22 protein-coding genes are annotated in these 26219 nt (G+C 58.2%); 10 read left to right on the forward strand and 12 right to left on the reverse strand.

Annotation, left to right across the window (positions count from 1 at the left end):
• Positions 1 to 15 precede the first annotated feature (15 nt).
• A complete protein-coding gene (gene potE, locus ACZ89R_RS02770; protein WP_123494737.1) occupies positions 16 to 1356 on the forward strand; it encodes a putrescine-ornithine antiporter in 1341 nt (446 codons plus the stop codon).
• A 49-nt stretch (positions 1357 to 1405) separates the two neighbouring features.
• Positions 1406 to 2311, forward strand: coding sequence for an amino acid ABC transporter substrate-binding protein (locus ACZ89R_RS02775; RefSeq protein WP_429546791.1), 906 nt, complete (start codon positions 1406 to 1408; stop codon positions 2309 to 2311).
• 126 nt (positions 2312 to 2437) lie between these two features.
• On the opposite strand, the gene ACZ89R_RS02780 is transcribed toward ACZ89R_RS02775, so the two are convergent.
• The 4 genes from ACZ89R_RS02780 to ACZ89R_RS02795 form a co-directional block, all read right to left on the reverse strand.
• The gene (locus ACZ89R_RS02780; RefSeq protein ID WP_063343735.1) at positions 2438 to 3625 is read right to left on the reverse strand and encodes a pyridoxal phosphate-dependent aminotransferase; all 1188 of its coding nucleotides are present in this window, start codon (positions 3623 to 3625) and stop codon (positions 2438 to 2440) included.
• A gap of 40 nt (positions 3626 to 3665) precedes the next feature.
• Positions 3666 to 5291, reverse strand: coding sequence for a methyl-accepting chemotaxis protein (locus tag ACZ89R_RS02785; protein ID WP_429546790.1), 1626 nt, complete (start codon positions 5289 to 5291; stop codon positions 3666 to 3668).
• Between the two features lie 341 nt (positions 5292 to 5632).
• Positions 5633 to 6775: a glycerate kinase gene (locus ACZ89R_RS02790; RefSeq protein WP_429546789.1), complete on the reverse strand. Its 1143-nt coding sequence runs from the start codon at positions 6773 to 6775 to the stop codon at positions 5633 to 5635.
• 296 nt (positions 6776 to 7071) lie between these two features.
• Positions 7072 to 8184: a sugar diacid recognition domain-containing protein gene (locus tag ACZ89R_RS02795; RefSeq protein ID WP_429546788.1), complete on the reverse strand. Its 1113-nt coding sequence runs from the start codon at positions 8182 to 8184 to the stop codon at positions 7072 to 7074.
• A 169-nt stretch (positions 8185 to 8353) separates the two neighbouring features.
• Here ACZ89R_RS02795 and ACZ89R_RS02800 point away from each other — a divergent pair, with 169 nt between their 5' ends.
• The 3 genes from ACZ89R_RS02800 (at position 8354) to rarD (ending at position 12202) form a co-directional block, all read left to right on the forward strand.
• Entirely contained in the window at positions 8354 to 9664 is a 1311-nt protein-coding gene (locus ACZ89R_RS02800) for an MFS transporter (protein ID WP_429546787.1), read from the forward strand.
• A 342-nt stretch (positions 9665 to 10006) separates the two neighbouring features.
• Complete coding sequence (locus ACZ89R_RS02805; RefSeq protein WP_429376416.1) at positions 10007 to 11020, forward strand: aldo/keto reductase; 1014 nt, start codon at positions 10007 to 10009, stop codon at positions 11018 to 11020.
• 300 nt (positions 11021 to 11320) lie between these two features.
• On the forward strand, positions 11321 to 12202 hold the full coding sequence (gene rarD / locus ACZ89R_RS02810) for an EamA family transporter RarD (protein WP_429546786.1): 882 nt from the start codon (positions 11321 to 11323) through the stop codon (positions 12200 to 12202).
• Positions 12203 to 12358: 156 nt separating this feature from the next.
• Here rarD and hppD read toward each other — a convergent pair whose 3' ends face one another.
• Together hppD and ACZ89R_RS02820 are read right to left on the reverse strand one after the other, a co-directional pair.
• Positions 12359 to 13435: a 4-hydroxyphenylpyruvate dioxygenase gene (hppD, locus tag ACZ89R_RS02815; RefSeq protein ID WP_429546785.1), complete on the reverse strand. Its 1077-nt coding sequence runs from the start codon at positions 13433 to 13435 to the stop codon at positions 12359 to 12361.
• A 248-nt stretch (positions 13436 to 13683) separates the two neighbouring features.
• A complete protein-coding gene (locus tag ACZ89R_RS02820) occupies positions 13684 to 14631 on the reverse strand; it encodes a DMT family transporter (protein ID WP_429546784.1) in 948 nt (315 codons plus the stop codon).
• 78 nt (positions 14632 to 14709) lie between these two features.
• Here ACZ89R_RS02820 and ACZ89R_RS02825 point away from each other — a divergent pair, with 78 nt between their 5' ends.
• From ACZ89R_RS02825 to ACZ89R_RS02835, 3 genes are all read left to right on the forward strand, one after another.
• The gene (locus tag ACZ89R_RS02825; protein WP_429546783.1) at positions 14710 to 15582 is read left to right on the forward strand and encodes a LysR family transcriptional regulator; all 873 of its coding nucleotides are present in this window, start codon (positions 14710 to 14712) and stop codon (positions 15580 to 15582) included.
• 103 nt (positions 15583 to 15685) lie between these two features.
• On the forward strand, positions 15686 to 17221 hold the full coding sequence (locus ACZ89R_RS02830) for an EAL domain-containing protein (protein ID WP_429546782.1): 1536 nt from the start codon (positions 15686 to 15688) through the stop codon (positions 17219 to 17221).
• A gap of 233 nt (positions 17222 to 17454) precedes the next feature.
• Positions 17455 to 17820 (forward strand): histone-like nucleoid-structuring protein, MvaT/MvaU family, encoded by a 366-nt coding sequence (locus ACZ89R_RS02835; protein ID WP_008075430.1) that lies wholly within the window; start codon positions 17455 to 17457, stop codon positions 17818 to 17820.
• A 172-nt stretch (positions 17821 to 17992) separates the two neighbouring features.
• On the opposite strand, the gene ACZ89R_RS02840 is transcribed toward ACZ89R_RS02835, so the two are convergent.
• Positions 17993 to 18496 (reverse strand): DUF4946 domain-containing protein, encoded by a 504-nt coding sequence (locus ACZ89R_RS02840; RefSeq protein WP_404943006.1) that lies wholly within the window; start codon positions 18494 to 18496, stop codon positions 17993 to 17995.
• A gap of 156 nt (positions 18497 to 18652) precedes the next feature.
• Between ACZ89R_RS02840 and gloA the strand changes: the two genes are divergently transcribed.
• Entirely contained in the window at positions 18653 to 19174 is a 522-nt protein-coding gene (gloA, locus tag ACZ89R_RS02845; protein ID WP_429546781.1) for a lactoylglutathione lyase, read from the forward strand.
• Between the two features lie 142 nt (positions 19175 to 19316).
• Here gloA and ahpF read toward each other — a convergent pair whose 3' ends face one another.
• From ahpF to ACZ89R_RS02860, 3 genes are all read right to left on the reverse strand, one after another.
• Positions 19317 to 20879 carry an alkyl hydroperoxide reductase subunit F gene (gene ahpF, locus ACZ89R_RS02850; RefSeq protein ID WP_401170768.1) on the reverse strand — a complete coding sequence of 521 codons (1563 nt, stop codon included), beginning with the start codon at positions 20877 to 20879 and terminating at the stop codon, positions 19317 to 19319.
• Between the two features lie 125 nt (positions 20880 to 21004).
• Complete coding sequence (gene ahpC / locus ACZ89R_RS02855; protein WP_007900047.1) at positions 21005 to 21568, reverse strand: alkyl hydroperoxide reductase subunit C; 564 nt, start codon at positions 21566 to 21568, stop codon at positions 21005 to 21007.
• Between the two features lie 138 nt (positions 21569 to 21706).
• Entirely contained in the window at positions 21707 to 22645 is a 939-nt protein-coding gene (locus ACZ89R_RS02860; protein WP_123494755.1) for a site-specific integrase, read from the reverse strand.
• Positions 22646 to 22823: 178 nt separating this feature from the next.
• On the opposite strand from ACZ89R_RS02860, the gene ACZ89R_RS02865 reads away from it, so the two are divergent.
• On the forward strand, positions 22824 to 23843 hold the full coding sequence (locus ACZ89R_RS02865) for a DNA-binding protein (protein WP_429546780.1): 1020 nt from the start codon (positions 22824 to 22826) through the stop codon (positions 23841 to 23843).
• On the opposite strand, the gene gorA is transcribed toward ACZ89R_RS02865, so the two are convergent.
• Positions 23840 to 25198 (reverse strand): glutathione-disulfide reductase, encoded by a 1359-nt coding sequence (gene gorA / locus ACZ89R_RS02870; RefSeq protein ID WP_429546779.1) that lies wholly within the window; start codon positions 25196 to 25198, stop codon positions 23840 to 23842. The two genes, ACZ89R_RS02865 and gorA, sit on opposite strands and share 4 nt — an antisense overlap.
• A gap of 129 nt (positions 25199 to 25327) precedes the next feature.
• On the reverse strand, positions 25328 to 26167 hold the full coding sequence (gene galU / locus ACZ89R_RS02875) for a UTP--glucose-1-phosphate uridylyltransferase GalU (protein ID WP_007900040.1): 840 nt from the start codon (positions 26165 to 26167) through the stop codon (positions 25328 to 25330).
• Positions 26168 to 26219: the final 52 nt, after the last annotated feature.

Consider the following 26219-nt stretch of genomic DNA (forward strand, 5'->3'; position numbering starts at 1 on the left):
ATCAAGGAGTTTCCGATGGCCGACTCAAACAAGAAAATGAGCCTCATGGGGCTCACCACTCTGGTGACGGTGAACATGATGGGGTCGGGCATCATCATGTTGCCGACGAGCATGGCCCAACTCGGGGCTGTTTCGTTGCTGTCATGGATCGTCACTGCCGTCGGTTCGATGGCCATCGCTTACTGCTTTTCACAGTGCGGCATTTACTGCCTGCGCTCAGGCGGGTTGTCTGCCTACACCGAAGAGGCGCACGCCAAATCAGGCTTCTTCCTCTGTTCGTACCTGTACTTTCTCTCGCTGGGCATCGCCAACGTGGCCGTCGCCATCTCTGCGGTGGGTTACATGACATCGTTCGTGCCCTGGCTGGGCAGTGGCGCCATTCCTCTGTTTATCGGTACGGTTGGCCTGCTCTGGTTGACCACCGTGGCCAACTTCGGTGGCCCCGGTATCACCGGCAAGATCGGCGCGATTACCGTGTGGGGGGTGATCATCCCGGTGGCAGGCTTGAGCATCATCGGTTGGTTCTGGTTCAAGCCCGATGTGCTGATTGCCGCCTGGAATCCGAACAACCTGCCGATCTCCGACGCCATCAGTAAGGCTATTCCCCTTACTCTGTGGGCTTTTCTTGGCATGGAGTCGGCGGCACAGGCCTGCGATGCAGTGGAAGATCCCAAGCGCACTGTACCGTTGGCCTGCCTGTTCGGCACGCTGGGTGCGGCAGTGGTCTATGTGCTGTCGACTACGGTCATCCAGGGCATCATCCCCAATGCCGAACTGGCCAACTCTTCGGCGCCCTTCGCGCTCGTCTATGCACATATGTTCACCCCCACGGTCGGCAACATTGTCATGGCGCTGGCGGTGATGGCCTGTGTTGGTTCGCTGCTGGGCTGGCAGTTCACCCTGGCGCAAACGGCCAAGATGACCGCTGACCAAGGGATGTTTCCGAAACTGTTCAGCAAGGTCAGCACACAGAACGCGCCCATTGTCGGCATGATCGTCTGCGGCGTCTTGCAGACCTTGATGGCACTGTCGACCATCTCGCCCAATGCCAGCGCCCAGTTCGGAAAGCTCGTCAGCCTGGCAGCAGTGACCAACCTGATCCCATACGTGACAGCCGCCACCGGCCTGCTGGTCATGATGTACAAAGCCAAAGTCAGTACAGGGGTCTACACCCGCAACACGACGCTATTACTGATCGCCGTGGCCTATTCGTTGTACGCCCTTTATGCCTGCGGCAAAGATGCCGTTTTCGGTGGACTCATTGTCCTTACATTCGGCTACCTGCTTTATGGCTTCCTCTCCAAGCGTTTTGTCGATGCGTCTCCAACCGCTCAGACCAGGGCCGGCAATCCTTAGCTGTAATCGTCAAGACAGCACAGACATCCGAATGCGGGGCGCCAAGGATATGAACGTACAACTGATCAAAGCCACTAACTTGCTGTTCGTCTGCCTGCTCACACTGGTGCCGGTACTGGCTGGTGCCAATACCCTTGAACGCGTGCAGGCGAGCAATACCTTCACCCTTGGTTACCTGCCGGACTTCGCACCTTTTAGCGTCCAGGAAGGTGACAAAGCCAGCGGTTATGCGATCGAGCTTTGTCTGAAGGTTGCCGACAAAATCAAGACCGAACTGGGTTTGCCCGCGATGCAGGTACGTTACCGCCCCGTCTCCGTCAACGACGAGATGAGTGCCGTGAGCTCGGGCGAGATCGACATCCTCTGTACGCCGACGCCCCCCACATTGGCGCGACGCAAGCGTGTGAGCTTCTCGGTTCCGATCTACACCGCCGGCCTCTCGGCAGTGGTGCGCCAGGAAGCGCCTGAGGCGTTGCTCAATGTACTTAATGGCAAAGTAGCCCATACCGGACCGACCTGGCGTGCGACCATCAATCATGGGCTGGCCAACCAAACCTATGCCGCCACCGCAGGTGGCGTCACCGAGGCATGGATCCGTCAACAGATGCGATTACTCGGGGTGGTAGCCACCCTGGTCACAGTCGAGAACACTGAAGCGGGCCTCAAACTGGTCGCCGAAGGCAAAGCTGATGCCTTCTTCGCCGAACGCATGATGCTGAAGAATCTCCTCGCCAATCACTATTCCGCAGGGAATCTGGTCCTGCTGGATCGAATATTTGAGTACTCGCCGACTGCAATGGCGGTGGATCGAGACGATGAAGATTTCCGTTTGCTGGTCGACACCGCGCTGAGTGAAATGTATCGATCGGGCGAGATCGAGCAGGCATACGACACCTACCTGGAAGGCATTACCGACACGGACAAAAAGCTGTTCAAGGTCTATGCGATACCGTAGAGGCAATCCTGAAAAGTACAACAGCCATCGCGGGCAAGCCCGCTCCACAGGGTTTTGTGAACGTCAAAAAAACCCGTAGGAGCGAGACTTGCCCGCGAAGAGGCCATCAAACTCAACACAAATCGATCAGGCCCGTCGCACCTGCAGCAACTGCGCCGCACACGATGCAATCCGCTGGCATGCATCCGCCAGCCTCGCCTGATCTACCACCAGGCCAATGCGAATATGCCCCGCCGCGCTCGGCCCGAAGGCTTCGCCCGCCAGCACCGACACACCGTACCCTTCCAGCAAACGCTCGGCAAAATCTTGCGCACCGAGCCCGGTCTGGCGCACATCGACCATCACGAACATCCCGCCATCCGGTTTGATCGGCCGGATACCCGGGCAACCGCTTAGCCTTGCGCACACCAGATCGCGACGCTGGCGATATTCCTCGCGCATCAGTGCCACTTCCGGCAAGTCTTTATCGAGCGCGACTTGCGCGGCGTTCTGGACGAAATCCGGAAGGCCGAACAGCATGCACAGCGACAGATGCATCAAATGTTCAGCCAACGGTTTCGGGCCGATCATCCAGCCCACCCGCCAGCCGGTCATGGCATGGGATTTGGACAGACTGTTGATCGTCGCGGTGCGCTCGGCCATGCCCGGCAGACTGGCCGGGCTGATGTGCTCGCCCTCAAACAACAGGTCGCTGTAGACCTCGTCGCTGATCAGCCAGAGGTCATGCTGCACGCACAGCGCCGCCAGCGCCTTCCAGCTTTTTAACGACAGACTGGCGCCTGAGGGATTATTCGGGCTGTTGAGCAAAATGACGCGGGTTTTTGAGGTGATCAGCGCCGCGACATCCGCCGGTTCAACCCGAAAGCCATTTTCCGGACGTACCGCCACCGGCACCACGCTGGCTCCGCAGGCACCGAACACGCCTTCATAGGTCACATACATCGGTTCGGCGACGATCACTTCATCGCCAGGGTCGAGCAGGCATTGGGCAACCGAATACACCGCGCACTGCGCGCCAGGCAGTACGATCACATGGTCGGCATCCACCAATTGGCCGCTGCGCCGCTGATGACGGCTGGCGATGCTACTGCGCAGTGTGCGGGTGCCGCGTACATCCGAGTAATGGGTGTCACCCGCCAACAGGCTATCGATGGCGGCGTGAATGATCGGCAGCGGCGTGTCGAAATCCGGGTCGCCAATGGAAAGCAGCAACACGTCGACGCCCTGCTCGCGCAATTCCAGCGCTCGATCATGAATCTTCCAGGCTGCGGCTCCGTCACCATCGATTCGTTGGGTCAAGGCTGAATAGCGCATGTACTTCTCCTAACGCGCGAGTTCCAGTTTCAACCCTATCTCAAATCACGAAACGCGCCACCATCGCATTCAAATCAACCGCCAATCGCGACAGTTCGTGGGTGGCTGCACTGGTCTGGTTGGCACCGGCGGCGGACTGAGTGGCCAGGTCGCGAATGTTCACCAGATTGCGGTCGACTTCACGGGACACCTGAGCCTGTTCTTCCGAGGCGCTGGCGATCACCAGGTTGCGCTCATTGATCAGTTGAATCGATTGGGTGATCTGCTCCAGGGCGATACCCGCCGCACGAGCCATTTCCAGAGTGCTTTGGGTGCGCTGATTGCTTTGCTGCATCGATGAGACCGCTTCACCGGTGCCGTTCTGGATGCCGGCGACCATCTTCTCGATTTCCTGGGTCGACTGCGCGGTGCGATGGGCCAACGCCCGGACCTCGTCCGCCACCACCGCAAAGCCACGCCCGGCTTCCCCGGCACGGGCCGCTTCGATCGCGGCGTTGAGGGCCAGCAGGTTGGTCTGTTCGGCGATGGCACGAATCACGTCCAGCACTTTGCCAATGTCCCGGCCCTGAGCCGCCAGGCCCTCGATCATCAACGCGGTGTTTTGCACGTCGTGGGTCATGGTCTGGATCGCATCGACGGTTTCCACCACCCGGTCACGACCTTCGCGGGCCGCTTGGGTCGACTGGTTCGAGGCTTCGGAGGTCGATACCGCGTTGCGCGCCACTTCTTCCACGGCGGCGGTCATTTCGTTGACGGCGGTGGCGGCCTGTTCGATTTCGTTGTTTTGTTGTTGCAGGCCACGGGACGCTTCTTGCGTCACGGTGCTGAGTTCTTCCGCGGCGGCGCCTAGTTGCGTCGCGGAGCCGGCGATCTGTTCGATGGTTTTGCGCAGGTTGATCTGCATGGCGGACAAGGCGCCGAGCAAACGCGCCGGTTCGTCATTGCCGTCTACTTCGATGACCTTGCTCAGGTTGCCGCCAGCAATGGTTTCGGCCGCGAGCACCGCACGGTTCAGCGGTGTGAGGATGCTGCGGGTCAACAGCCAGGCCAGCAGCACGGTCAGCAACGAAGCCATCACCGCCACCGTCACAATGCCGATAAAGGCTTCGCTGTAGTGCTCACCCGCCTTGGCCGACGCGGCTTTGGCATCGGCGGCGTTGAGCGCCACCAGTTTGTTCAGTTGCTCGCCCATCTGATCGGTGCCTTCCTTGATCCGGGTATTGATCAGGGCGCGCATCTCCTCCAGTTTGTTCTGCCGCGACAGTTCCAGCATTTGGCTCTGGGCCTGCATGTAGTTGTCGAGGGTTGTCGCGAAGGTTTTGTACAGCGCGGCTTCTTCAGGGCCGGCCGGCAAGGCGGCATAGCTGGCTTGGGCGCTGCGCACCTTGTCGACGAGCACGCCGATGCGGGTCTGGGCTTCCTGCAACGCCGCCGGATCACGGTTGACCAGTACGCGGAACGAGAGAATCCGCAGCCGCAGGACGTTTTCTGTCACGTTACCCAGAAACCCGATGCTGGGTAACTGTGTCATTTCCATATCGACAGAGGCCTGGCGAATGATCGACATGCGGTTCACCGCAAACACACCCAGCACGATCACTAGCAAGGCTATGAAGGCGAAACCCAGGAAAGCTCGAGGCGCGATTTTCAGATTACGCAGTGACATAGGATGATCTCGGTAATTGAGGCGGCGAGCATCCTTGCGGGGATCACTGTTCGGGCGGGCGACGGCGCGCGCACCTTTCAGTTTGGCGCCACTGTTGTAATAGGTTTGTGCGCCTGTTAGCTGTATCGGCCGGGGTTGAGGTTTTTTGCAGGGGCAGGAGAAATATTTTTCGAGGGAGGCAGGAGTGTTTCAGCGGTGAAACACTCGTTAGCTTAAATGCAGAACCTGTGGGAGCGGGCTTGCCCGCGAAGGCGGCGGCACAGTCAACATTGGTGGTGCCTGACACACCGCTTCGCGGGCAAGCCCGCTCCCACAAGGATTTTTTTCTGCTGAAGATTGAGTCAGGCCTTGCGGGCCGCCACCCGCCACACCCGCGCAATATCACGGGCGCGATCACGCAACAAACGCGGTGCTTCAGCGCAGGCCTGTTCCAATGTCATCGGTCCGCTGGCCAAGGCAAAGGCCGCATCGATGCCATGCTCGTACAGCGCCTGATACCCCTCGCCCAAGGTGCCGGCGATGGCGATGACCGGCACGCCGTGCTGGCGTGCGATGCGCGCCACGCCAAACGGGGTTTTGCCGCGCAACGTCTGGGCATCGAAACGACCTTCACCGGTGATCACCAGGTCGGCGCCTTTGACCGCCTCGGCCAGCCCCACCAATTCGGCGACCACTTCCACCCCGGCCTGAAATTGCGCACCGAGAAACGCCTTGGCGGCAAACCCCAGACCGCCCGCCGCGCCGCTGCCCGGTTCGTCGCGCACGTCCTTGTCCAAAGCATGTGCGCAGAGTTCGGCAAAGTGCTCGAGGGCCTGATCCAGTTGCTCGACCTGTTCAGGCGACGCACCTTTCTGCGGGCCGAAAATCGCTGAGGCTCCATGAGGGCCGCACAGCGGGTTATTGACGTCGGCGGCGATGTCGAAGCGCACCTTGGCCAGACGCGGATCTATCTCACTCAGATCGAGGCGGGCCAATTGCGCCAGGGCCAGGCCACCCGGCACCAGGGTTTGGTCCTGTGCGTCCAGCAGTTTCACACCCAAGGCCTGCATCGCCCCGGCGCCGCCGTCGTTGGTGGCGCTGCCGCCAATCGCCAGGATCACCCGTTGCGCGCCGGCATCCAGCGCGGCGCGGATCAATTCACCGGTGCCGTAGGTGCTGCTGGTGCAGGCATCGCGCAGGTTCGGCGCAACCAGTTGCAGGCCACTGGCCTCGGCCATTTCGATGATCGCGGTGTGACTCTGTGGCAACCAGCCCCACGCGGCATCGACCGTGGCACCCAGCGGTCCGCGAACATGGGTACGGCGCAGTTCGCCGTCGCATGCGGCCAGAATCGATTCGACCGTGCCTTCCCCGCCATCAGCCATCGGGCACTTGATCAAGTGTGCATCCGGCCAGACTTCCGCCAACCCCAGCGCAATGGCCTCGGCCACACCTTGGGCACTCAGGCTGTCCTTGAACGAATCGGGGGCGATGACGATTTTCATGCGAATTCTCCAGTTTCAATGCGCCCATGCTGCCAGCCGCCATGAACAATAACGCCGGTCCGCTGCACAAACGGGCATGAGGATTATTGTTCATTTTCACAAAACTCACTGCGCTACCCCTGTGATCGACCTGATACACACGATCCCCCGTAGGAGCTGCCAAAGGCTGCGATCTTTTGATTTTGCTCTTTTGCGGCGCACTGAAGATCAAGATCAAAAGATCGCAGGCTTCGCCAGCTCCTACATTTGAACGTGTGCGAATGAATGTGCGTGATCGACCCGGGGGATTGTGTGTGTCAGTCGGTTTGGGGCAGGAGCTGGACGCCAAGGTAAAGCGCGAGCATTCCATCCAGCTTCAGCGGATCGACGCCGCTGATTTCGGCGATCCGCTCCATGCGGTAACGCAAACTGTTGCGATGGATGCCCAAGGCATCGGCGCAGGCCTGGCTCTGGCCGTCGTGTTCGCACCAACTGCGCAGGGTCGCCAGCAATTGGCCGTTGCCATCCTTGGCGATGACTTTGCGCAGCGGCCGCAGCAGTTCATCCAGGGCATCATCATTGCGATGCCGCCAGAGCATTACCGGCAGCCGATAACGATTCAGCGTCAACAAGCGCGAATGCGGCAACACATCACGCCCGTAGGCCAGCAAATCACCGACCCGACGATAGCAACGGCGCAATCCAGACAAGCCATCGGCCTGCCCTCCCACGGCAATGCGCAAAATATTCCAGCCGAGGCCATCGAGCTTCTCCAGCAGCCGATCATTTTCGATCGCAGGCGTCGCCGGTCGGCACCATAGCAACGAAGACTTGGCCGAACTCACGCACCAACTGTCCGGGTAGCGCGACATCAACCAGGCGCTGAGCGCTTCGACGGTCTGGCCCGGACCGTGTTCCAGGCCCAACTCGAACAGATACGGCACCCGCGTCAATTGCGGTTTGAGCCCCAGTTGCTGAGCTTCATCCAGCAACCGCGGCGAATCCCCCGCCTCGCTGAGCAGCAGCGCCAGCAGATCATCGCAACGCTGGCGCCGCCATTGCTGCTCGGCCTGCTGATTGCGCTGGCCCACCAGCATCTCGGCGGTCATGCGCACCAGCTCGGCGTAGGTGCGCAATTGCTCGGGTTCGCCGGTAATGCCCAGCACACCAATCAAACGCTGATCGAGCAACAGCGGCAGGTTGATGCCCGGTTGCACGCCTTTGAGGTGAATCGCTGTTTGCGCGTCGATCTCCACCACGCGCCCGTTGGCCAACACCAGTTGCGCGCCTTCGTGGCGGGTGTTGATGCGCTCTGGCTCGCCGCTGCCGAGAATCAGTCCCTGACTGTCCATGACGTTGACGTTGTACGGCAGGATGGCCATCGCCCGGTCGACGATGTCCTGGGCCAGGTCGTGATCGAGTTCGAACATAGCGCGGTTCCTTGAAAACGTGATGGAACGGGTTGTTCACCCGCACAGCCCTTGGTCATAAACCCTGTGCGCAGGCACAAAGACAACCACCCAAGGGGTGGCCGAGACTCACTGGGCGATCAACGTTACCCTTGCATCGCAAAAAATCATAATAAAGAGAGAGCCCGCCATGTCACAGAGCGCCGCAGCTACCCTGGCCACCGCTGACGACAAAAACGCCGTTTACAAACGTATTACCCTGCGCTTGATCCCCTTCATCTTCATCTGCTACCTGTTCAATTACCTCGATCGGGTGAACGTCGGGTTCGCCAAGCTGCAGATGCTCGACGCACTGAAATTTAGCGAAACCGTGTACGGCCTCGGCGCCGGGATCTTCTTCATCGGCTACGTATTGTGCGGCGTACCGAGCAACCTGGCCCTGACCAAATTCGGCCCGCGACGCTGGATCGCGCTGATGATGATCACTTGGGGCACGCTGTCGACTTGCCTGTTGTTCGTCACCACCCCGACCGAGTTCTACACCCTGCGCCTGTTTACCGGTGCGGCCGAAGCCGGGTTCTTCCCGGGCGTGGTGCTTTACCTCTCGCAATGGTTCCCGACGTTCCGTCGTGGTCGCATCATGGCGTTGTTCATGTCGGCGATCCCTGTGTCCGGCTTGCTCGGCAGCCCGTTTTCTGGCTGGATCCTCAACCACTTCGGCGCAGGCCAAGCCGGTTTGGCGGGCTGGCAGTGGATGTTCCTGCTGCAAGGCATTCCGACGGTGATCCTCGGCGCCCTCGCCTACTTCCTGCTCAGCGACAGTTACGCCAACGCCAAGTGGCTGACCCCTTACGAGCGTTCGGTGCTTGAGGCCGATCACGCGCAAGACCTGGCCAGCAAACCGAAAACCGCCACTGATTCCCTGCTGGCGGTGTTCAAGAACCCAGCGATCTGGGCCTTCGGCCTGATTTATTTCTGCATCCAGAGCGGTGTCTACGCGATCAACTTCTGGTTGCCGTCGATCATCAAGAATCTGGGTTTCAGCGATAACCTGGTGATCGGTTGGCTCAGTGCGATTCCGTACCTGCTGGCGGCGGTGTTTATGTTGATGGTCGGTCGTTCCGCTGATTTGCGCAAAGAACGCCGCTGGCACTTGGTGGTGCCGATGCTGATGGGCGCGGTGGGTCTGTTGATTGCGGTGAACTTCGCCGCTAACCCGGCCATCGCCATTCTCGGGCTGACCATCGCCACCATGGGCGCCCTCACCGGCCTGCCGATGTTCTGGCCCGTGCCGACCGCAATGCTCAGCGCGGGCGCGGCTGCCGGTGGGTTGGCGTTGATCAACTCCATGGGGCAGATGGCGGGTTTTCTTAGTCCGTACCTGGTGGGTTGGGTCAAGGACAGCACCGGGTCGACTGATGCGGCGCTGTATCTGCTGGCGGGTGTGATTATTTGTGGGAGTTTGCTGGCGCTGCGCATGACGCGGACGTTGCGGGTTTAAAAGGGCAAGATCAAAAGATCGCAGGCTGCGCCAGCTCCTACACGGGAATGATGTACACCCTGTAGGAACTGGCGCAGCCTGCGATCTTTTTGCTTTTTGTGGCGAGGGGGCTTGTCGGAGTGCCGCATCACCCCGTTCGGCTGCGAAGCAGTCGTAAACCCATTACATGCGGTTTAACTTTGAAATGCCGGGGCCGCTTCGCGACCCAACGGGGGCAAGCCCCTCGCCACAGGTCCACGATGTCCCCGGTCCAAACAGTAATCAGGCCTGATAATTCCGATTGCTCCCAGTCACGGTTCTGGTATTTGATTAGGGCTTTCTGACCGGTAAAAGGATTTCGTCATGAGCTATCGCACGCTGGGTCATTCGGGTTTACAGGTGTCGACCCTCACATTGGGCACCATGATGTTCGGCGAGCAGACCAGCACCGAAGATTCCCTGCGAATCATCGACAAGGCCTGGGACCAGGGCATCAACTTCATCGACACTGCGGACGTGTACACCAACGGCCGTTCCGAAGAGATCGTCGGCGAAGCGATCGCCAGTCGGCGGCAGGAATGGGTACTGGCCACCAAGGTCGGCTTCGGACCAGTGGACGGTATGCCGAACCGCAGCGGCCTGAGCCGCAAGCATCTGTTCAATGGCATCGACGCCAGCCTGACGCGGTTGGGCACCGATTATCTGGACATCTATTACCTGCACCGCGAAGACCACAACACGCCGCTGGACGTCACGGTGTCCGCCATTGGCGATTTGATCCGCCAGGGCAAGATCCGCTACTGGGGCCTGTCAAATTACCGTGGCTGGCGTATTGCCGAAGTCATCCGCATCGCCGACAAACTCGGTGTCGACAGGCCGGTCATCAGCCAGCCGCTGTACAACATCGTCAACCGTCAGGCGGAAACCGAGCAGATCACTGCCGCGCAAAACTATGGCCTCGGTGTGGTGCCATACAGCCCGCTGGCGCGTGGTGTGCTCAGCGGCAAGTACGCGCCCGACGTGACACCGGACGCCAACAGCCGCGCGGGTCGTCAGGACAAACGCATCCTGGAAACCGAATGGCGGGTGGAGTCGTTACGCATTGCCCAACAGATCCAGGAATACACGCAGGGTCGTGGCGTGGGCATCGTCGAGTTCGCGATTGCCTGGGTACTGAACAATGGCGCTGTGACTTCGGCCATCGTCGGGCCGCGCACTGAAGAACAGTGGGATGCGTACACCAAGGCGCAGGCGGTGAAGATCACGGCTGAGGACGAGGCGTTTATTGATTCGCTGGTGACACCGGGGCACGCCTCGACGCCGGGGTTCAATGACGTGAGCCATTTTGTGCCGGGACGTAAACCACGTACGGCTTGAGATTAATCGCGAGCAAGCCCGCTCCCACAGGGTTCTGAGTCGATCACAAGATTTGTTGGCGGTCACGGTCACTGTGGGAGCGGGCTTGCCCGCGATAGCGGTGGGTCCGTCACCAGGGCTGTTGGATGTACCGGCCTCTTCGCAGGCAAACCAGCTCCCACAGGTTGAGTGTCGGTCTGCTGACTATGCTTTGGCTGAGGATCAGCCAGGATGTTGTAAATATTGATCACTCGGCCAATATTCAACACAAAAACCACGTATCCTGCGCGCCCCGTTTGACCTTCAACCCGCGAGGACAGTTTGTCTAAAGGTATCGCTCTATCGGTTACAGCCTCGATGCTGTTTGCCGTCATGTATTACTACACTTCGCTGCTCTCCCCCTTGAGTGGCGTAGAAATCTTCGGTTGGCGGATGCTGCTGACCGCGCCGTGCATGACGGTGTTCATGGTGGTGTCCGGTGAGTGGAAGCGCGTGGTCGAGATTGTTCGGCGGCTGGCTGGCAAGCCGAAGCTGATTGTCGGGCTGGTTGGCTCCGCAGTGCTGCTGGGTCTGCAACTCTGGTTGTTCATGTGGGCACCGCTCAACGGTTATAGCCTCGACGTGTCGCTGGGGTATTTCCTGTTGCCGCTGTCCATGGTCCTGACTGGGCGAATCGCCTATGGCGAGCGTCTTTCCTATCTGCAGAAAATCGCCGTGTTCTTCGCCAGCCTTGGCGTGCTCAACGAGTTGTATCAGGTGGGTGGTTTTTCCTGGGCGACCTTGCTGGTGGTGGTCGGCTATCCGATCTATTTCATCCTGCGCAAACGCCTGGCGACCGACAACCTTGGCGGGCTCTGGCTGGACATGGCGTTGATGCTGCCGGTGGCGTTCTGGTTCGTGCAGGGCGGCGAGCAAGGTTTCGGCGTGTTTGATCAACATCCGTGGCTGTCGCTGTTGATCCCGATACTCGGGGTGATCAGTGCTTCGGCGCTGGTGGTCTACATCATTGCCAGTCGGTTGCTGCCGTTCAGCCTGTTCGGGTTGTTGAGTTACGTCGAGCCGGTGCTGTTGCTCGGCGTTGCGTTGCTGCTGGGGGAAAGCATCAAGGCCGGCGAATGGCTGACCTATATTCCGATCTGGTTGGCGGTGGTGGTGTTGGTGTTTGAAGGGTTCAAGCATCTGATGCGTCATCGACGCCCATAACGCAAAAGATCGCAGCCTTCGGCAGCTCCTACATTGACCGTGTTCGCCGCAATGTTTGCGGATGAACAACCACTTGTAGGAGCTGCCGAAGGCTGCGATCTTTTGATCTAAAAAAAAGCCCGGTCAAAAACCGGGCTTTTTCACGCCTGAACCGGGTTAATCGGTAGAGAGCACACCCCGACGAACCTGGTCACGCTCGATGGATTCGAACAGTGCCTTGAAGTTGCCCTCGCCGAAGCCATCGTCGCCTTTACGCTGGATGAATTCGAAGAACACCGGGCCCATCAGGGTTTCCGAGAAGATCTGCAGCAGCAGACGCTTGTCGCCCGACTCGGACGAACCGTCCAGCAAAATGCCCCGCGCTTGCAATTCGTTGACCGGCTCGCCGTGGTTCGGCAAACGGCCTTCGAGCATTTCGTAGTAGGTGTCCGGCGGCGGCGTCATGAAGCGCATGCCGATACTTTTCAGGTGATCCCAGGTCTTGATCAGGTCATCGCTGAGGAAGGCCACGTGCTGGATGCCCTCACCGTTGAACTGCATCAGGAACTCTTCAATCTGCCCGGCGCCCTTGGACGACTCTTCATTCAGCGGGATACGGATCATGCCGTCCGGCGCGGTCATGGCCTTGGAGGTCAGGCCGGTGTATTCGCCTTTGATGTCGAAATAGCGGATTTCACGGAAGTTGAACAGCTTCTCGTAGAAGTTGGCCCAGTAAGCCATGCGACCGCGATACACGTTGTGGGTCAGGTGATCGATGATCTTCAGGCCGGCTCCGACCGGGTTGCGGTCAACGCCATCGATGAACACGAAGTCGATGTCATAGATCGAACTGCCTTCGCCGAAACGGTCAATCAGGTACAGCGGCGCGCCGCCAATGCCTTTGATCGCCGGCAGGTGCAGCTCCATCGGACCGGTTTCGATATGGATCGGCTGGGCACCGAGTTCCAGGGCACGCTTGTAGGCTTTTTGCGAATCCTTGACGCGGAACGCCATGCCGCACACCGACGGGCCATGCTCGGCCGCGAAGTACGACGCCACGCTGTTGGGTTCGTTGTTGAGGATCAGGTTGATCTGGCCCTGGCGATACAGGTGCACGTCTTTGGAACGGTGGGTCGCGACCTTGGTGAAGCCCATGATCTGGAAGATCGGCTCCAGGGTGTTAGGGGTCGGCGATGCGAATTCGATGAACTCAAAGCCCATCAGGCCCATTGGGTTTTCGTATAAATCTGCCATGGTTGGCGCCTCATCATTTTCTTGTCAATTAACGGATCGTTAGTTGCTAGCAATGCTGAGACCGGCGGGTGGCGCGCAGGAGATGCCCCGCACGCTGCGGGCGAGGAAGTCACCGTAGATCAATTGAAACCCAAAACTCTTCATTGTCGACCCAAGGCTCTTGCGGGCGAGGCTTCTGCTGCCAGAAGACGATTATTCTTATATGCGTAAACCGATTCTACACAGCGTAAATCAGTTTGTCCGCCTTCTTATAAAATCCCCCTTTTTGTAGCGTGCGCAAGCGGTTTGTTGCACAGAAAAATCCCCGCCAGGATCAGCCCGCCGCCCAGGCACATCACCAGTGTCAATTGCTCACCCAGCAACAATGCGCCAAACAGAACGGCAGTCAGCGGGTTCAAGGCGATGAACACACCCGAACGCGTCGCACCGATTTTGCGGATACCGTCGTAATAACCAATATAGGCCAATGCCGAACCCAGTATGCCCAGGTACAGCAGGCTCAACCATTGTTGCGTGCCGAGTTCAGCCAGCGCCAAGACACTCAGTTCACCACGCACAGCGCTAGTCACCCAGAGCATCAGCGTGCCCAGCAAAATCGAGTACGTCACCGTCTGCACCGGCCCCAACGTTTGATTCAGGCCTTTGGAGAACAGAGAATAAATGCCCCAGCCGAGCACGCAGCCGAAGATCAACAGATCGCCGATCCAGGCATCAGTACCACCGGCCAGTAACTGCGGATTGCGGCTGACGATCACCAGGCTGGCGCCGGCAATGCAGATCGCAATACCGAACACTTTCGCCCCACTCAGTCGCTCCTTGAACAATAGCCATGACGCCAGGCCGATCACAGCCGGATTCAACGCCACGATCAACGACGCCCGTGACGCGTTGATGTAATGCAGCCCATAAAAGAAGCACAGGTTGTAGAAGAAAATCCCGAAAAAACCCAGCAGCGTCAGTTGCAGCCATTGCCGAGGGCTGGGGCGCACCAAAGGCACCCGCGCCAACAGCAGAAACAGCAGCAACGCCACGCTCGCCAGCAAGAACCGCAGGCTCGCGGCCAATAACGGACTGAGGCTGTCGGCCAGAAATCGCCCGGCGACGAACGTCCCGCCCCAGATCATGGTGACTGCTGCCAGTTTCAGATAAACCGGTGCATCGGAAGTTTTCGCCAGGGTTTGTTCACACGTAGTCATAAGTCTCCACCATCAGATATCGGGCACATGGCGTATCATTCGACTAATGCCAGATCATCGTAAAATGAGTAAACACTCATGACCCTGACGCAACTCGAGATTTTCTCCCTGGTGGCCGAACTGCGCGGCTTCACGGCGGCGGCCCATCGTTTGGAGATTTCCCAATCCGCGGTGTCCCACGCGCTCAAGTCGCTGGAACAGGAACTGGGTGTAGAACTGCTGCGTCGGCATCAGTCCCAGGTCGAGCTGAGTGACATCGGCCAGCAGCTGTTACTGCGCGCTCGGGCGATGCTCGGGCTGGCCAACACGTTGCGCCAGGAAGCGGCGGATGCCCGCGGGATGAAACGCGGCACCCTGCGCATCGGCTCGTTCGGCCCGACTTCATCGATCAAACTGCTGCCGAAAATCCTGCAGCATTACTGCGCCGCACACCCGGGCATCGAGGTTCACATCGACGAAGGGCCAGATCGCCAGGTGATCCAGTGGCTGGAAGAACGGCGTATCGATATCGGCTTCGTGGTGTTGCCTCAGGAGCGTTTCGACACTTTTAGTCTGATCGAAGACCAGATGGTCGCGCTGCTGCCTGCCGACCATGCGCTCGCCGGTCGCGACAGTTTGAGCTTGAGCGATTTATGCCACGACCCTTTTGTGCTGACCGAAGCCGGCTCTTCGGGACTGGTATCGCGCCTATTTAATGCGGCGCGGTTGACGCCGAATATTCGGTATCGCTGCTCGCAGTTGCTCAGCACGCTGGACACCGTCGGTCGTGGCGATGCCCTGACCGTTGTCGCCGAAGGCTCTTTGCCTGACGACAACGACAACCGCTACGTGAAAAAACCGCTGTCACCGTCGATCAGCCGCCAAGTCGGGCTGGCGGTGCTCGATAAGCGTCAGTCATCACCTGCGACGCTGGCCTTTATCAAACTGGCTTCGAGCCTGAATGATCATTGAACGGCATAAATGCTGTCGGCCAACTATCATGGCTGAAATCGTCTGGGAGGCGTGTCGCCCTGCCAGTCTTTGAGTGCCCTCTTTTATCGCGATGGATTTGCGAATGCCACTGAACGTCAAAAGTCGCCGCAAGCGTAGCACCCGGTTCGCTGTGACTGTTTTGAGCGGGTTGCTTCCGGTGTTGCTGGGAGTCGCCATTCTCTATCTGCAAGCTGAACGTACGCTCAAGCAAAGTACCGGACTGACTGGCGAAGAAGCCGTTCGCCAATTCGAGCTGATGCTCGACAACACCGCCCAAGCGGCGCAAGAGCTATTGCCGCTGGCCGGCCAGAATTGCAATGACGTCAAACTGGCCTTACGCGAACAAGTCACCCGCCGACCATTCGTGCGCTCGACCAATCTTGTATGGAACACCAACCTCTATTGCAGTTCGTTGTTCGGTGAATATCAGGAAAAAATCAATCCCGGCGATTACACCCAAGGCAAGCTATGGCTCATGAACGGCAACCCGGTCACGCCCAATACCGCGTTGTTGGTGTATCGGCTGAGCGAAGGAAACCAGGGCGCATTGACCACGCTGGACGGTTATCACCTGAGTAATGTGCTGCGCCTGATCGGTCGCAAAACATTATTGTTGTTGCAAGTCGGTCCTCACTGGTTGTCGGCCGACGGCAAGGTCCACGACGATGCGCTGCCCGCCTTGCCTGTGGCGCAAAACACGCTGGCGTCCTCGCGTTATGCCTTTACCGTAGCCGCAGGTTTTCCCGAAGGAGAAACCTGGCGTTACATGCGCAGTGAGTACCCGCCGCTGTTCAGTCTGTTGATGTTCTTCGGTTTGGTGTCCGGCTCGATCGGACATGTGCTGCAGAAACGCTCGATGTCGCCGAGCCGTGAAATGCAGCGGGCGCTGGAGGCAGCAGAGTTCATTCCTTATTTTCAGCCCGTGGTGCACGGCGACAATAAGCAGTGGTCCGGCACCGAAGTATTGATGCGCTGGAAACATCCCAAGGAAGGCCTGGTACGCCCTGATCTGTTCATCCCGTTTGCCGAACATTCCGGGCTGATCGTGCCGATGACTCGCTCCTTGATGCGACAGACCTGCGCATTGCTGGCTCCCCTGTCGACCTCGTTCGACAGGCCGTTTCACATTGGCATCAACATTACCGCCAGTCATTGCCGGGATCTGGAACTGGTCGAGGACTGTCGCGAATTCCTCGGTGCTTTCGCCCCGGGCAGCATCAACCTGGTGCTGGAGCTGACCGAACGCGAACTCATCGAGCCGACAGCCATCACCTTGCAATTGTTCGAGCAGCTTCACGAGTTGGGCGTGATGATCGCGATCGATGACTTCGGAACGGGTCACTCAAGTCTGGGTTATTTGCGTCAATTCAATGTGGACTTTCTGAAAATCGATCAGAGCTTTGTCGCCATGATTGGCGTTGACGCCCTGTCCCGACACATTTTGGACAGCATCATCGAACTGTCGGCCAAACTCGATCTGGGTATTGTCGCCGAAGGCGTGGAAACCGTAGAACAGAGTGACTATCTGACGGTCCACGGCGTGAACTTCCTGCAGGGTTATCTGTTTGGTCGGCCGATGCCCGGCGCGGAATTCATTAGAGCATTAAGTGATCGTTAACTAACCGCCCTAAGGGGCGAAGCCATGAAGATGCGCACCAAATTGAATCAAAAGACTACTCTTGTTACATGAAGAAAAAGTCAGGATTTACTCTTGGCCAATTAACTACTACAATTTTTCATGCCTGTGCAGAACTGGCAGGTGCGCCATTATCACCGAGTCGCTTCAAGGCTCTTGGCTTATAGCTTTGTTTGCGGTTGGTATCAGCCAAACACACTATTGGAGTAAAGATATTGTCCAGACTCGCTGAATTCCGTGCAGCTGAAAAGGCCCTTCAAGAACAGCTCAAGCAGTTGGAATCGCTGAAGAACGATGCCGGGCTCAAGAAAGAAATCGAATTCGAAGAAAAGCTCCAGGGGCTGATGAAAACCTACGGCAAGAGCTTGCGCGACATCATCGCCATCCTCGATCCAAACCCGGCAAAATCCGGCCTGCAGCAGGCAGCAGCGCCTAAAACCCGCCGCGCTCGCGTGGTCAAGGTGTATCAGAACCCGCACACCGGTGAACTGATTGAAACCAAGGGCGGCAATCATCGCGGCCTGAAAGCCTGGAAGGAACAATACGGTGCTGCCACCGTTGATTCCTGGCTGCGAGGCTAAACACTCGCGATCATAAAAAAGCCCTGCATTGCAGGGCTTTTTCATAGACAGCGTCTAAATGCAACGAAAGTCGCCGATCAACTCGTTACATATCGTCCAACTTTATGCTTAATCCCTTTGGCTATCTAAAAACTCCGAACCCGCTGAAATCTACTGATACGCAAACCTTAAACTAAAGTTTCAAGCTGTTTCGAGCCGCTGCTATGTCGTCCTGACTTGCCTTGTAAACCTCTGCCTGCCCCGCATAAGAAAGAACATAGGCCTTATCGGCGTCTACCGCAGCGACCAATGTTTGAGACAGCACATGTCGACCGTTCTGCGTAATCGTGCAGGTAGTTTCCAGCGCCGATAGCCGGCTTAAGGTAGTCGGGTGAATTTTAGTGCAAACGCTCTGATACCCACTCTGAAAAAAGTCCTTTTGCACCGACTTGCGCATTTCCAGCAGCACGCCTTCCAGGTTCACCTGATGACCACTTTCTACCTGAGTCATGGTCAACTCCATCACCATCACCGGCGTACCGTCCTGATCGTTTTTTACCGCGCGTTGCCGGGATACCTGCGGTTTAGTCTCATCTTGCGAAATAGCCTCGACAGTCCATCCGCTTGGCCAAATCACGACCGGAGCCTCTGCATAAACGGGGGTAACACCTGAAAGCAGACACATCAGGACGAACATCGATTGACAGAATCGGGTCATTGCAATGAACACTCACGAATTGAGCCGTAAAGTCTGAGCCTCACCCGGCTGTCAGGCAAGCCTGCGGTTTTGGTTTGGCGATGCCGGAGCCCTTGCGTATCATTGTGACCATTCTTGGATTTTCCGGAGGGCCCCATGAGCCTGCACGAACTCAATACATTTCCCGGTGTGACCGCCCAACCCGACACCGCCACCCAGAAGTTCGTCTTCAACCACACCATGCTGCGGGTCAAGGACATCACCCAGTCGCTGGATTTCTACACCCGCATCCTGGGTTTCTCGCTGGTGGAAAAACGCGATTTCCCGGAAGCCGAGTTCAGTCTGTATTTCCTGGCGCTGGTCGATAAAAACCAAATCCCGGCCGATGCCGCGGCTCGCACCGAGTGGATGAAATCGATCCCCGGCATTCTCGAGCTGACCCATAACCACGGCACCGAAAACGACGCGGATTTCGCCTACCACAATGGCAACACCGACCCACGCGGCTTCGGCCATATCTGCATTTCGGTACCGGACATTCGTGCCGCCTGCGAGCGCTTCGAAGCGCTTGGCTGCGATTTCCAGAAACGCCTGAACGACGGCCGCATGAAGAGCCTGGCCTTCATAAAGGACCCGGATGGTTACTGGGTAGAAATTATTCAGCCGGCACCGCTGTAAAAAGATCGCAGCCTGCGGCAGCTCCTACAAAAGCCAAGCCAGACTCCATTCTGTAGGAGCTGCTGCAGGCTGCGATCTTTTTGATCCACCCACAAAAAACCCCATGATCACTCATGGGGTTTTGTATTTTCAGCGTCGGCGTTTATGCAGGCGCCGAGGTGCGGATCAAGTGATCGAATGCGCTCAGGGAAGCCTTGGCGCCCTCGCCCACCGCAATCACGATCTGCTTGTATGGCACGGTGGTCACGTCACCGGCCGCGAACACGCCGGGCATCGACGTTTCACCACGGGCATCGACAATGATCTCGCCGCGCGGCGACAGCTCGATGGTGCCTTTGAGCCAATCAGTGTTAGGCAGCAGACCGATCTGCACGAAGATCCCTTCCAGCTCGACAGTGCGCAACTCGTCCGACTGACGATCCTTGTAGCGCAGGCCATTGACCTTTTGACCATCGCCAGTCACTTCAGTGGTTTGCGCACTGGTGATAACAGTAACGTTCGGCAGGCTGTGCAACTTGCGCTGCAATACCGCATCGGCGCGCAGTTGTACGTCGAACTCCAGCAGAGTCACGTGGGACACGATACCGGCCAGGTCGATGGCCGCTTCGACGCCGGAGTTACCGCCGCCAATCACCGCCACACGCTTGCCTTTGAACAGCGGACCGTCACAGTGCGGGCAGTACGCCACGCCCTTGTTGCGGTATTGCTGCTCACCGGGAACGTTCATTTCACGCCACCGGGCGCCGGTCGCCAAAATCACGGTCTTGGCTTTCAAGGACGCACCACTGGCGAAATGGATTTCGTGCAACGCGCCATTTTTGCCTGGCACCAGCTTGTCGGCGCGTTGCAGGTTCATGATGTCCACGTCGTACTGCTTGACGTGTTCTTCCAGCGCCACGGCCAGTTTCGGCCCTTCGGTTTCCTGCACCGAGATGAAGTTCTCGATGGCCATGGTGTCGAGCACCTGCCCACCAAAACGTTCTGCCGCCACACCGGTGCGAATGCCTTTACGAGCAGCGTAGATCGCCGCCGAAGCACCGGCCGGGCCACCGCCGACAACCAGTACATCAAAGGCTTCTTTGGCGCTGATTTTCTCGGCCTGGCGCTCGATGCCGCTGGTGTCGATCTTGGCGAGGATCTCTTCCAGGCCCATACGGCCCTGGCCGAAGTTGACGCCATTCAGGTAGATGCTTGGCACGGCCATGATCTGACGCTCGTCGACTTCAGCCTGAAACAGCGCGCCATCGATAGCGACGTGACGGATGTTCGGGTTCAGCACGGCCATCAGGTTCAACGCCTGGACCACGTCCGGGCAGTTCTGGCAGGACAGCGAGAAGTAAGTCTCGAAGTTGAACTCGCCTTTGAGCGAGCGGATCTGTTCGATCACTTCGATACTGGCCTTCGAGGGGTGGCCGCCGACTTGCAGCAGGGCCAGCACCAAGGACGTGAATTCGTGGCCCATCGGGATACCGGCGAAACGCAGGCTGATATCGGCCCCCGGGCGGTTGATCGAGAACGATGGCTTACGTGCATCGTCACCGCTGTCGAGCAACGTAATCTGGGTAGAAAGACTGGCAACGTCTTTGAGTAATGCGAGCATTTCCTGGGATTTCGCACCGTCATCGAGGGATGCAACGATCTCGATCGGCTGGGTGACCCGTTCCAGGTACGATTTCAACTGGGCTTTAAGAGTGGCGTCCAACATACGGGCGATTTCCTTTATTCGTGTCGAAAAAAAACGCCCGAGCGAATCTCGCCCGGGCGTTTTTGAGGGCGGTGCAGCTTACTTAGGAGGTGCGGAGTTCCGCCCTGATGAAGCGCGTCACAGACTTAGATCTTGCCGACCAGGTCCAGGGACGGAGCCAGAGTGGCCTCGCCTTCTTTCCACTTGGCTGGGCAAACCTGGCCTGGGTGAGCGGCGACGTACTGAGCAGCCTTGATTTTGCGCAGCAGCTCGGAAGCATCACGGCCTACACCGCCGTCGTTCAGCTCAACGATTTTGACCTGGCCTTCAGGGTTGATCACGAAGGTGCCACGGTCAGCCAGACCAGCTTCTTCGATCAGTACGTCGAAGTTGCGGGAGATAGCGTGAGTCGGGTCGCCGATCATGGTGTACTGGATCTTGCCGATCGCTGGCGAAGTGTTGTGCCAGGCAGCGTGAGCAAAGTGGGTATCGGTGGAAACGCTGTAGATTTCGACGCCCAGTTTCTGGAACTCGGCGTAGTTGTCAGCCAGGTCTTCCAGTTCGGTCGGGCAGACGAAGGTGAAGTCAGCTGGGTAGAAGAACACGACAGACCACTTGCCTTTCAGGTCAGCGTCCGACACTTTTACGAAGTCGCCATTTTTAAAGGCGTCAGCTTTGAACGGTTTAACTTGGCTGTTGATGATAGGCATCGTTGACTCTCCGTCAGGGGTTAAGAAGTTGATGGGGTGAATCCTACCCAGTCGATCGCCGATTGGCTCATTGGCAAACCTGATGTTGCTGATTGGTTTTCGCTATTAGCCGACAGTATTAATAGAAGAACACGTGATCTACAGCGCCAATGGCTTTTCAGCGATGCGGGTCATCCCGATAAACGGGCTGGATTCAACATAGCGCATGGCGGACTTCATATCCTTCCAGCCCACGTAACTCATCAACGACTTCAAATCCCAACCGCTCTGATGAGCCCAAGTGGCAAACCCACGACGCAAGGAGTGACTGGTGTAGTGCTCGGCCGCAATACCGGCGCGCTCCAGGGCCTGGCGCAACAACGGGATCACGCTGTTGGCATGCAAGCCCTCCTCGCTCAAATGGCCCCAGCGGTCGATACCCCGAAATACCGGCCCGCGGACCAGCGCGGCGTCAGTGATCCATTGGATATAGGCCTGCACCGGACACAAACGCTGCAAGGCTGGCGTCTGGTACGTCTGACCGAGGTTCTCGCGGTCGCTCTTGCTGCGAGGCAGGTAGAGGGTAATGCCTGAGCCGGCGCTGGCCTGGACATGCTCGATCTGCACGCGACACAATTCATCGCTACGGAAACCGCGCCAGAAGCCCAGAAGGATCAGCGCCGTGTCGCGCCTGGCCCGTAGCAAACCCGGTTGATCGCCCTGCGCCTTGGCGGTTTGTGCTTCCTGCTCCAGCCAGGCCACCACTTGCTCCAGATGCTGAAGCTGCAACGGCTCGGCCTGCTTCTCCTGCGCCGGGTGCAGCGCGCGAATGCCCTTGAACACCTTGCGCACCACGGGTGCCTTGGTGGGATCGGCGAACCCCTGACTGTTGTGCCACTGGGCCAGCGCGGACAAGCGCAACTTCAAGGTATTGATCGACAGCACGCCTGCGTGCGCCACGAGATAGCGCGCCACGCTGTCACTGGTCGCTGGCAGAAACCCGCCCCAACTGACTTCGAAGTGCTCGATGGCCGCGCGATAGCTGCGACGGGTGTTGTCGCGCGTGGCGGCTTGCAGGTAGCGATCCAGTTCAGTCATGGGCTCAGTTCTCGAAAACGTACCGCTCTGGCGGGCGAAAACCCGGATTACAGCTCATCACACGGGGTAATACCAGTATATCCCGTATGATAAATCATAAAATTCTAACTTTAATCGAATCATGGTACATTGCGTATATAAGTGGTACGTACCACAGTATCAAATCGTAGGAGAACACATGGCACGTGGCGGCGTAAACAAGGCACTGGTGCAAGCGGCGCGCTCAGCAATCCTCGCCCGGGGCGAACACCCAAGCATCGACGCGGTGCGGATCGAGATGGGCAATACCGGTTCAAAAACCACAATCCATCGCTATATGAAGGAACTCGATGACGGCACCGAACCCGCCCAAGCACCTTCCGAGCCTATCGACGATGAGCTGACAAGCTTGGTGTCGCGCCTGGCGCAACGCCTGAAAGAACAGGCGCAAGAGCCCATCGACCAGGCGCGCGCGCAGTTCGAGCAACAACGAAAAGAGCTGGAAACCCAACTGCATGAGGCCCGCGAGGCCAATACCGAACTGCACCAGCAATACGAAATTCAAAGCCTGGCACTGACCCAGGAATCAGCAGAACTGCATGACACCCGCTCCATGCTGCAAAGCGAACAAACCCGCAACGCCGGATTGAACCAGGCGCTGGCAGATTTCGAATTACGCTTGCAAGACAAGGACGAGCAGATCCGCTCGCTGGAAGAAAAGCACCTGCACGCTCGTGAGGCGCTGGAACACTACCGCAATGCCGTCAAAGACCAGCGCGAGCAGGAACAGCGACGCCACGAAGGGCAGGTTCAGCAGATTCAGATGGAGTTGCGTCAGGCGCAGCAAAGCGCACTGGTTCGCCAGGATGAAATCACCCAACTGCATCGCGACAACGAGCGCTTACTGACGGAAAACCGCGGAACACTGCGAGAGTTGAGCCTGTCGCAAGAGCAACTCAAGCACACCAATAGCCGGCAGGATCAGCTGCTGGAACAGGTCAACCGTATCGACAGCGAACGCACCCTCCTCCAGGAACGCTTGCGCATTGCCATGCTGGAAAGCCAGTCACTCAAGCAGAACATCGACGAGCAGTCGCACATCAACAAAGCGCTGGAAGTTGAACTGATCAAGTTGCAGGCAAGCCTCGATGAAAGCGCGCGACTGGCCGCTGTCGTTGCGGCAGGGCCAGACGCATCAGCGCCGCGTAAGGACGATTAACTCGCGACTGGCGTGCGCATGGTGACGAACTCTTCGGCGGCAGTCGGATGCACGCCGATGGTTTCGTCGAAGTCACGCTTGGTCGCGCCGGCCTTCAAGGCAATTGCCAACCCCTGAACGATCTCACCGGCTTCCGGGCCGACCATGTGGCAGCCCAGGACCTTGTCGGTCTTGGCGTCCACCACCAACTTCATCAAGGTGCGTTCCTGGCATTCAGTCAGGGTCAGCTTCATCGGCCGGAAACGGCTTTCGAAGATCACCACATCGTGCCCGGCCTCCCGCGCCTCTTCTTCGGTCAGGCCGACAGTGCCGATGTTAGGCAAGCTGAACACGGCGGTCGGGATCATCTTGTAATCCACCGGGCGATATTGCTCGGGCTTGAACAAACGCCGCGCCACGGCCATGCCTTCCGCGAGCGCGACCGGCGTGAGCTGTACTCGCCCGATCACATCGCCCAGAGCCAGGATAGATGGCTCTGCGGTTTGATACTGCTCATCGACCTCGACAAAACCTTTCTTGTCGAGTTTGACGCCAGTGTTTTCCAACCCCAGATTGTCGAGCATCGGACGCCGACCGGTGGCGTAGAACACGCAATCCGCCTCCAGCTTACGACCGTCCTTGAGCGTGGCTGTCAGGCTGCCATCGGCTTGCTTGTCGATGCGCTCGATGTCGGCATTGAATTGCAGGTCCATGCCGCGCTTGGTCAGCTCTTCCTGCAAATGCTTGCGCACCGCACCATCGAAGCCACGCAGGAACAGATCACCGCGATACAGCAGCGTGGTCTCGGCACCCAGCCCGTGGAAAATCCCGGCAAACTCCACCGCAATGTAACCACCACCGACCACCAGAACGCGCTTTGGCAGCTCTTTAAGGAAGAACGCCTGGTTGGAACTGATCGCGTGCTCGTGCCCCGGAATCTCCGGGATCTGCGGCCAGCCACCGGTAGCGATCAGGATGTTTTTGGCGGTGTAGCGTTTGCCATCGAACTCGACGGTATGCGGATCGACGATTTTTGCGTGGCCTTCATGCAAGATCACACCGCTGTTGACCAGCAGATTGCGATAGATGCCGTTCAGGCGATTGATCTCGCGATCCTTGTTGGCGATCAGCGTCGCCCAGTCGAACTTCGCCTCACCCGGGGCCCAGCCAAAACCTTGCGACTGCTCGAAGTCTTCGGCGAAGTGCGCACCGTAGACCAGCAATTTCTTCGGCACGCAGCCGACGTTCACACACGTACCGCCCAGATAGCGGCTCTCGGCCACGGCGACTCTCGCGCCGAAACCAGCCGCAAACCGCGCAGCCCGCACACCGCCGGAACCGGCGCCAATCACATACAGGTCAAAATCGTAGGCCATTTCTATCTCCTCGGCAGGCCACCAGCATACCTGCGAGCGGCCTTTGGGCAAGCGTTGCAAACTATGTGGGGCCGGAAAATGAAAAAGCCACCCGAAGGTGGCTTTTCAGTACAAGCAGCTCAGGCGCTATCAGTAAGCCTTGCCAGTCTTGTAGAAGTTCTCGAAGCAGAAGTTGGTCGCGTCGATGTAGCCTTCGGCGCCACCGCAGTCGAAACGCTTGCCTTTGAACTTGTAGGCCATGACGCAGCCGTTTTGTGCCTGCTTCATCAGGGCGTCGGTGATCTGGATTTCGCCGCCCTTGCCTGGCTCGGTTTGTTCGATCAGGTCGAAGATGTCCGGAGTCAGGATGTAACGGCCGATGATCGCCAGGTTCGACGGCGCATCTTCAGGCTTTGGTTTTTCAACCATGCTGTGAACGCGGTAGATGTCGTCGCGGATCATCTCACCGGCAATCACGCCGTACTTGTGAGTTTCTTGCGGGTCGACTTCCTGAATGGCAACGATCGAGCAGCGGAACTGCTTGTACAGCTTGACCATCTGGGTCAGTACGCCGTCGCCTTCCAGGTTTACGCACAAGTCATCCGCCAGTACCACGGCGAACGGTTCGTCGCCGATCAGCGGACGACCCGTCAGAATCGCGTGGCCCAAGCCTTTCATTTCGGTCTGGCGAGTGTAGGAGAACGAGCACTCGTCGAGCAGCTTGCGGATACCGACCAGGTACTTCTCTTTGTCGGTGCCCTTGATCTGGTTTTCCAGCTCGTAGCTGATGTCGAAGTGGTCTTCCAGAGCACGCTTGCCGCGACCGGTGACGATGGAGATTTCGGTCAACCCGGCGTCCAGTGCTTCTTCGACGCCGTACTGGATCAGTGGCTTGTTTACCACCGGCAGCATTTCTTTGGGCATGGCTTTAGTCGCTGGCAGGAAGCGAGTACCGTAACCGGCTGCTGGGAACAAGCATTTCTTGATCATATAAGTCCTTGAAAGGGCTGTGTGTTCGAGTTTCGGCGCAGTCTAATCAGGC

The organism is Pseudomonas sp. TE3728 (genome assembly GCF_056279145.1).

Bases quoted from the DNA above. Each gene is read 5' to 3' on its own strand.
- potE (WP_123494737.1), top strand. From the start codon at position 16: ATGGCCGACTCAAACAAGAAAATGAGCCTCATGGGGCTCACCACTCTG.
- ACZ89R_RS02775 (WP_429546791.1), top strand. From the start codon at position 1,406: ATGAACGTACAACTGATCAAAGCCACTAACTTGCTGTTCGTCTGCCTG.
- ACZ89R_RS02780 (WP_063343735.1), bottom strand. From the start codon at position 3,625: ATGCGCTATTCAGCCTTGACCCAACGAATCGATGGTGACGGAGCCGCA.
- ACZ89R_RS02785 (WP_429546790.1), bottom strand. From the start codon at position 5,291: ATGTCACTGCGTAATCTGAAAATCGCGCCTCGAGCTTTCCTGGGTTTC.
- ACZ89R_RS02790 (WP_429546789.1), bottom strand. From the start codon at position 6,775: ATGAAAATCGTCATCGCCCCCGATTCGTTCAAGGACAGCCTGAGTGCC.
- ACZ89R_RS02795 (WP_429546788.1), bottom strand. From the start codon at position 8,184: ATGTTCGAACTCGATCACGACCTGGCCCAGGACATCGTCGACCGGGCG.
- ACZ89R_RS02800 (WP_429546787.1), top strand. From the start codon at position 8,354: ATGTCACAGAGCGCCGCAGCTACCCTGGCCACCGCTGACGACAAAAAC.
- ACZ89R_RS02805 (WP_429376416.1), top strand. From the start codon at position 10,007: ATGAGCTATCGCACGCTGGGTCATTCGGGTTTACAGGTGTCGACCCTC.
- hppD (WP_429546785.1), bottom strand. From the start codon at position 13,435: ATGGCAGATTTATACGAAAACCCAATGGGCCTGATGGGCTTTGAGTTC.
- ACZ89R_RS02820 (WP_429546784.1), bottom strand. From the start codon at position 14,631: ATGACTACGTGTGAACAAACCCTGGCGAAAACTTCCGATGCACCGGTT.
- ACZ89R_RS02825 (WP_429546783.1), top strand. From the start codon at position 14,710: ATGACCCTGACGCAACTCGAGATTTTCTCCCTGGTGGCCGAACTGCGC.
- ACZ89R_RS02830 (WP_429546782.1), top strand. From the start codon at position 15,686: ATGCCACTGAACGTCAAAAGTCGCCGCAAGCGTAGCACCCGGTTCGCT.
- ACZ89R_RS02840 (WP_404943006.1), bottom strand. From the start codon at position 18,496: ATGTTCGTCCTGATGTGTCTGCTTTCAGGTGTTACCCCCGTTTATGCA.
- gloA (WP_429546781.1), top strand. From the start codon at position 18,653: ATGAGCCTGCACGAACTCAATACATTTCCCGGTGTGACCGCCCAACCC.
- ahpF (WP_401170768.1), bottom strand. From the start codon at position 20,879: ATGTTGGACGCCACTCTTAAAGCCCAGTTGAAATCGTACCTGGAACGG.
- ahpC (WP_007900047.1), bottom strand. From the start codon at position 21,568: ATGCCTATCATCAACAGCCAAGTTAAACCGTTCAAAGCTGACGCCTTT.
- ACZ89R_RS02860 (WP_123494755.1), bottom strand. From the start codon at position 22,645: ATGACTGAACTGGATCGCTACCTGCAAGCCGCCACGCGCGACAACACC.
- ACZ89R_RS02865 (WP_429546780.1), top strand. From the start codon at position 22,824: ATGGCACGTGGCGGCGTAAACAAGGCACTGGTGCAAGCGGCGCGCTCA.
- gorA (WP_429546779.1), bottom strand. From the start codon at position 25,198: ATGGCCTACGATTTTGACCTGTATGTGATTGGCGCCGGTTCCGGCGGT.
- galU (WP_007900040.1), bottom strand. From the start codon at position 26,167: ATGATCAAGAAATGCTTGTTCCCAGCAGCCGGTTACGGTACTCGCTTC.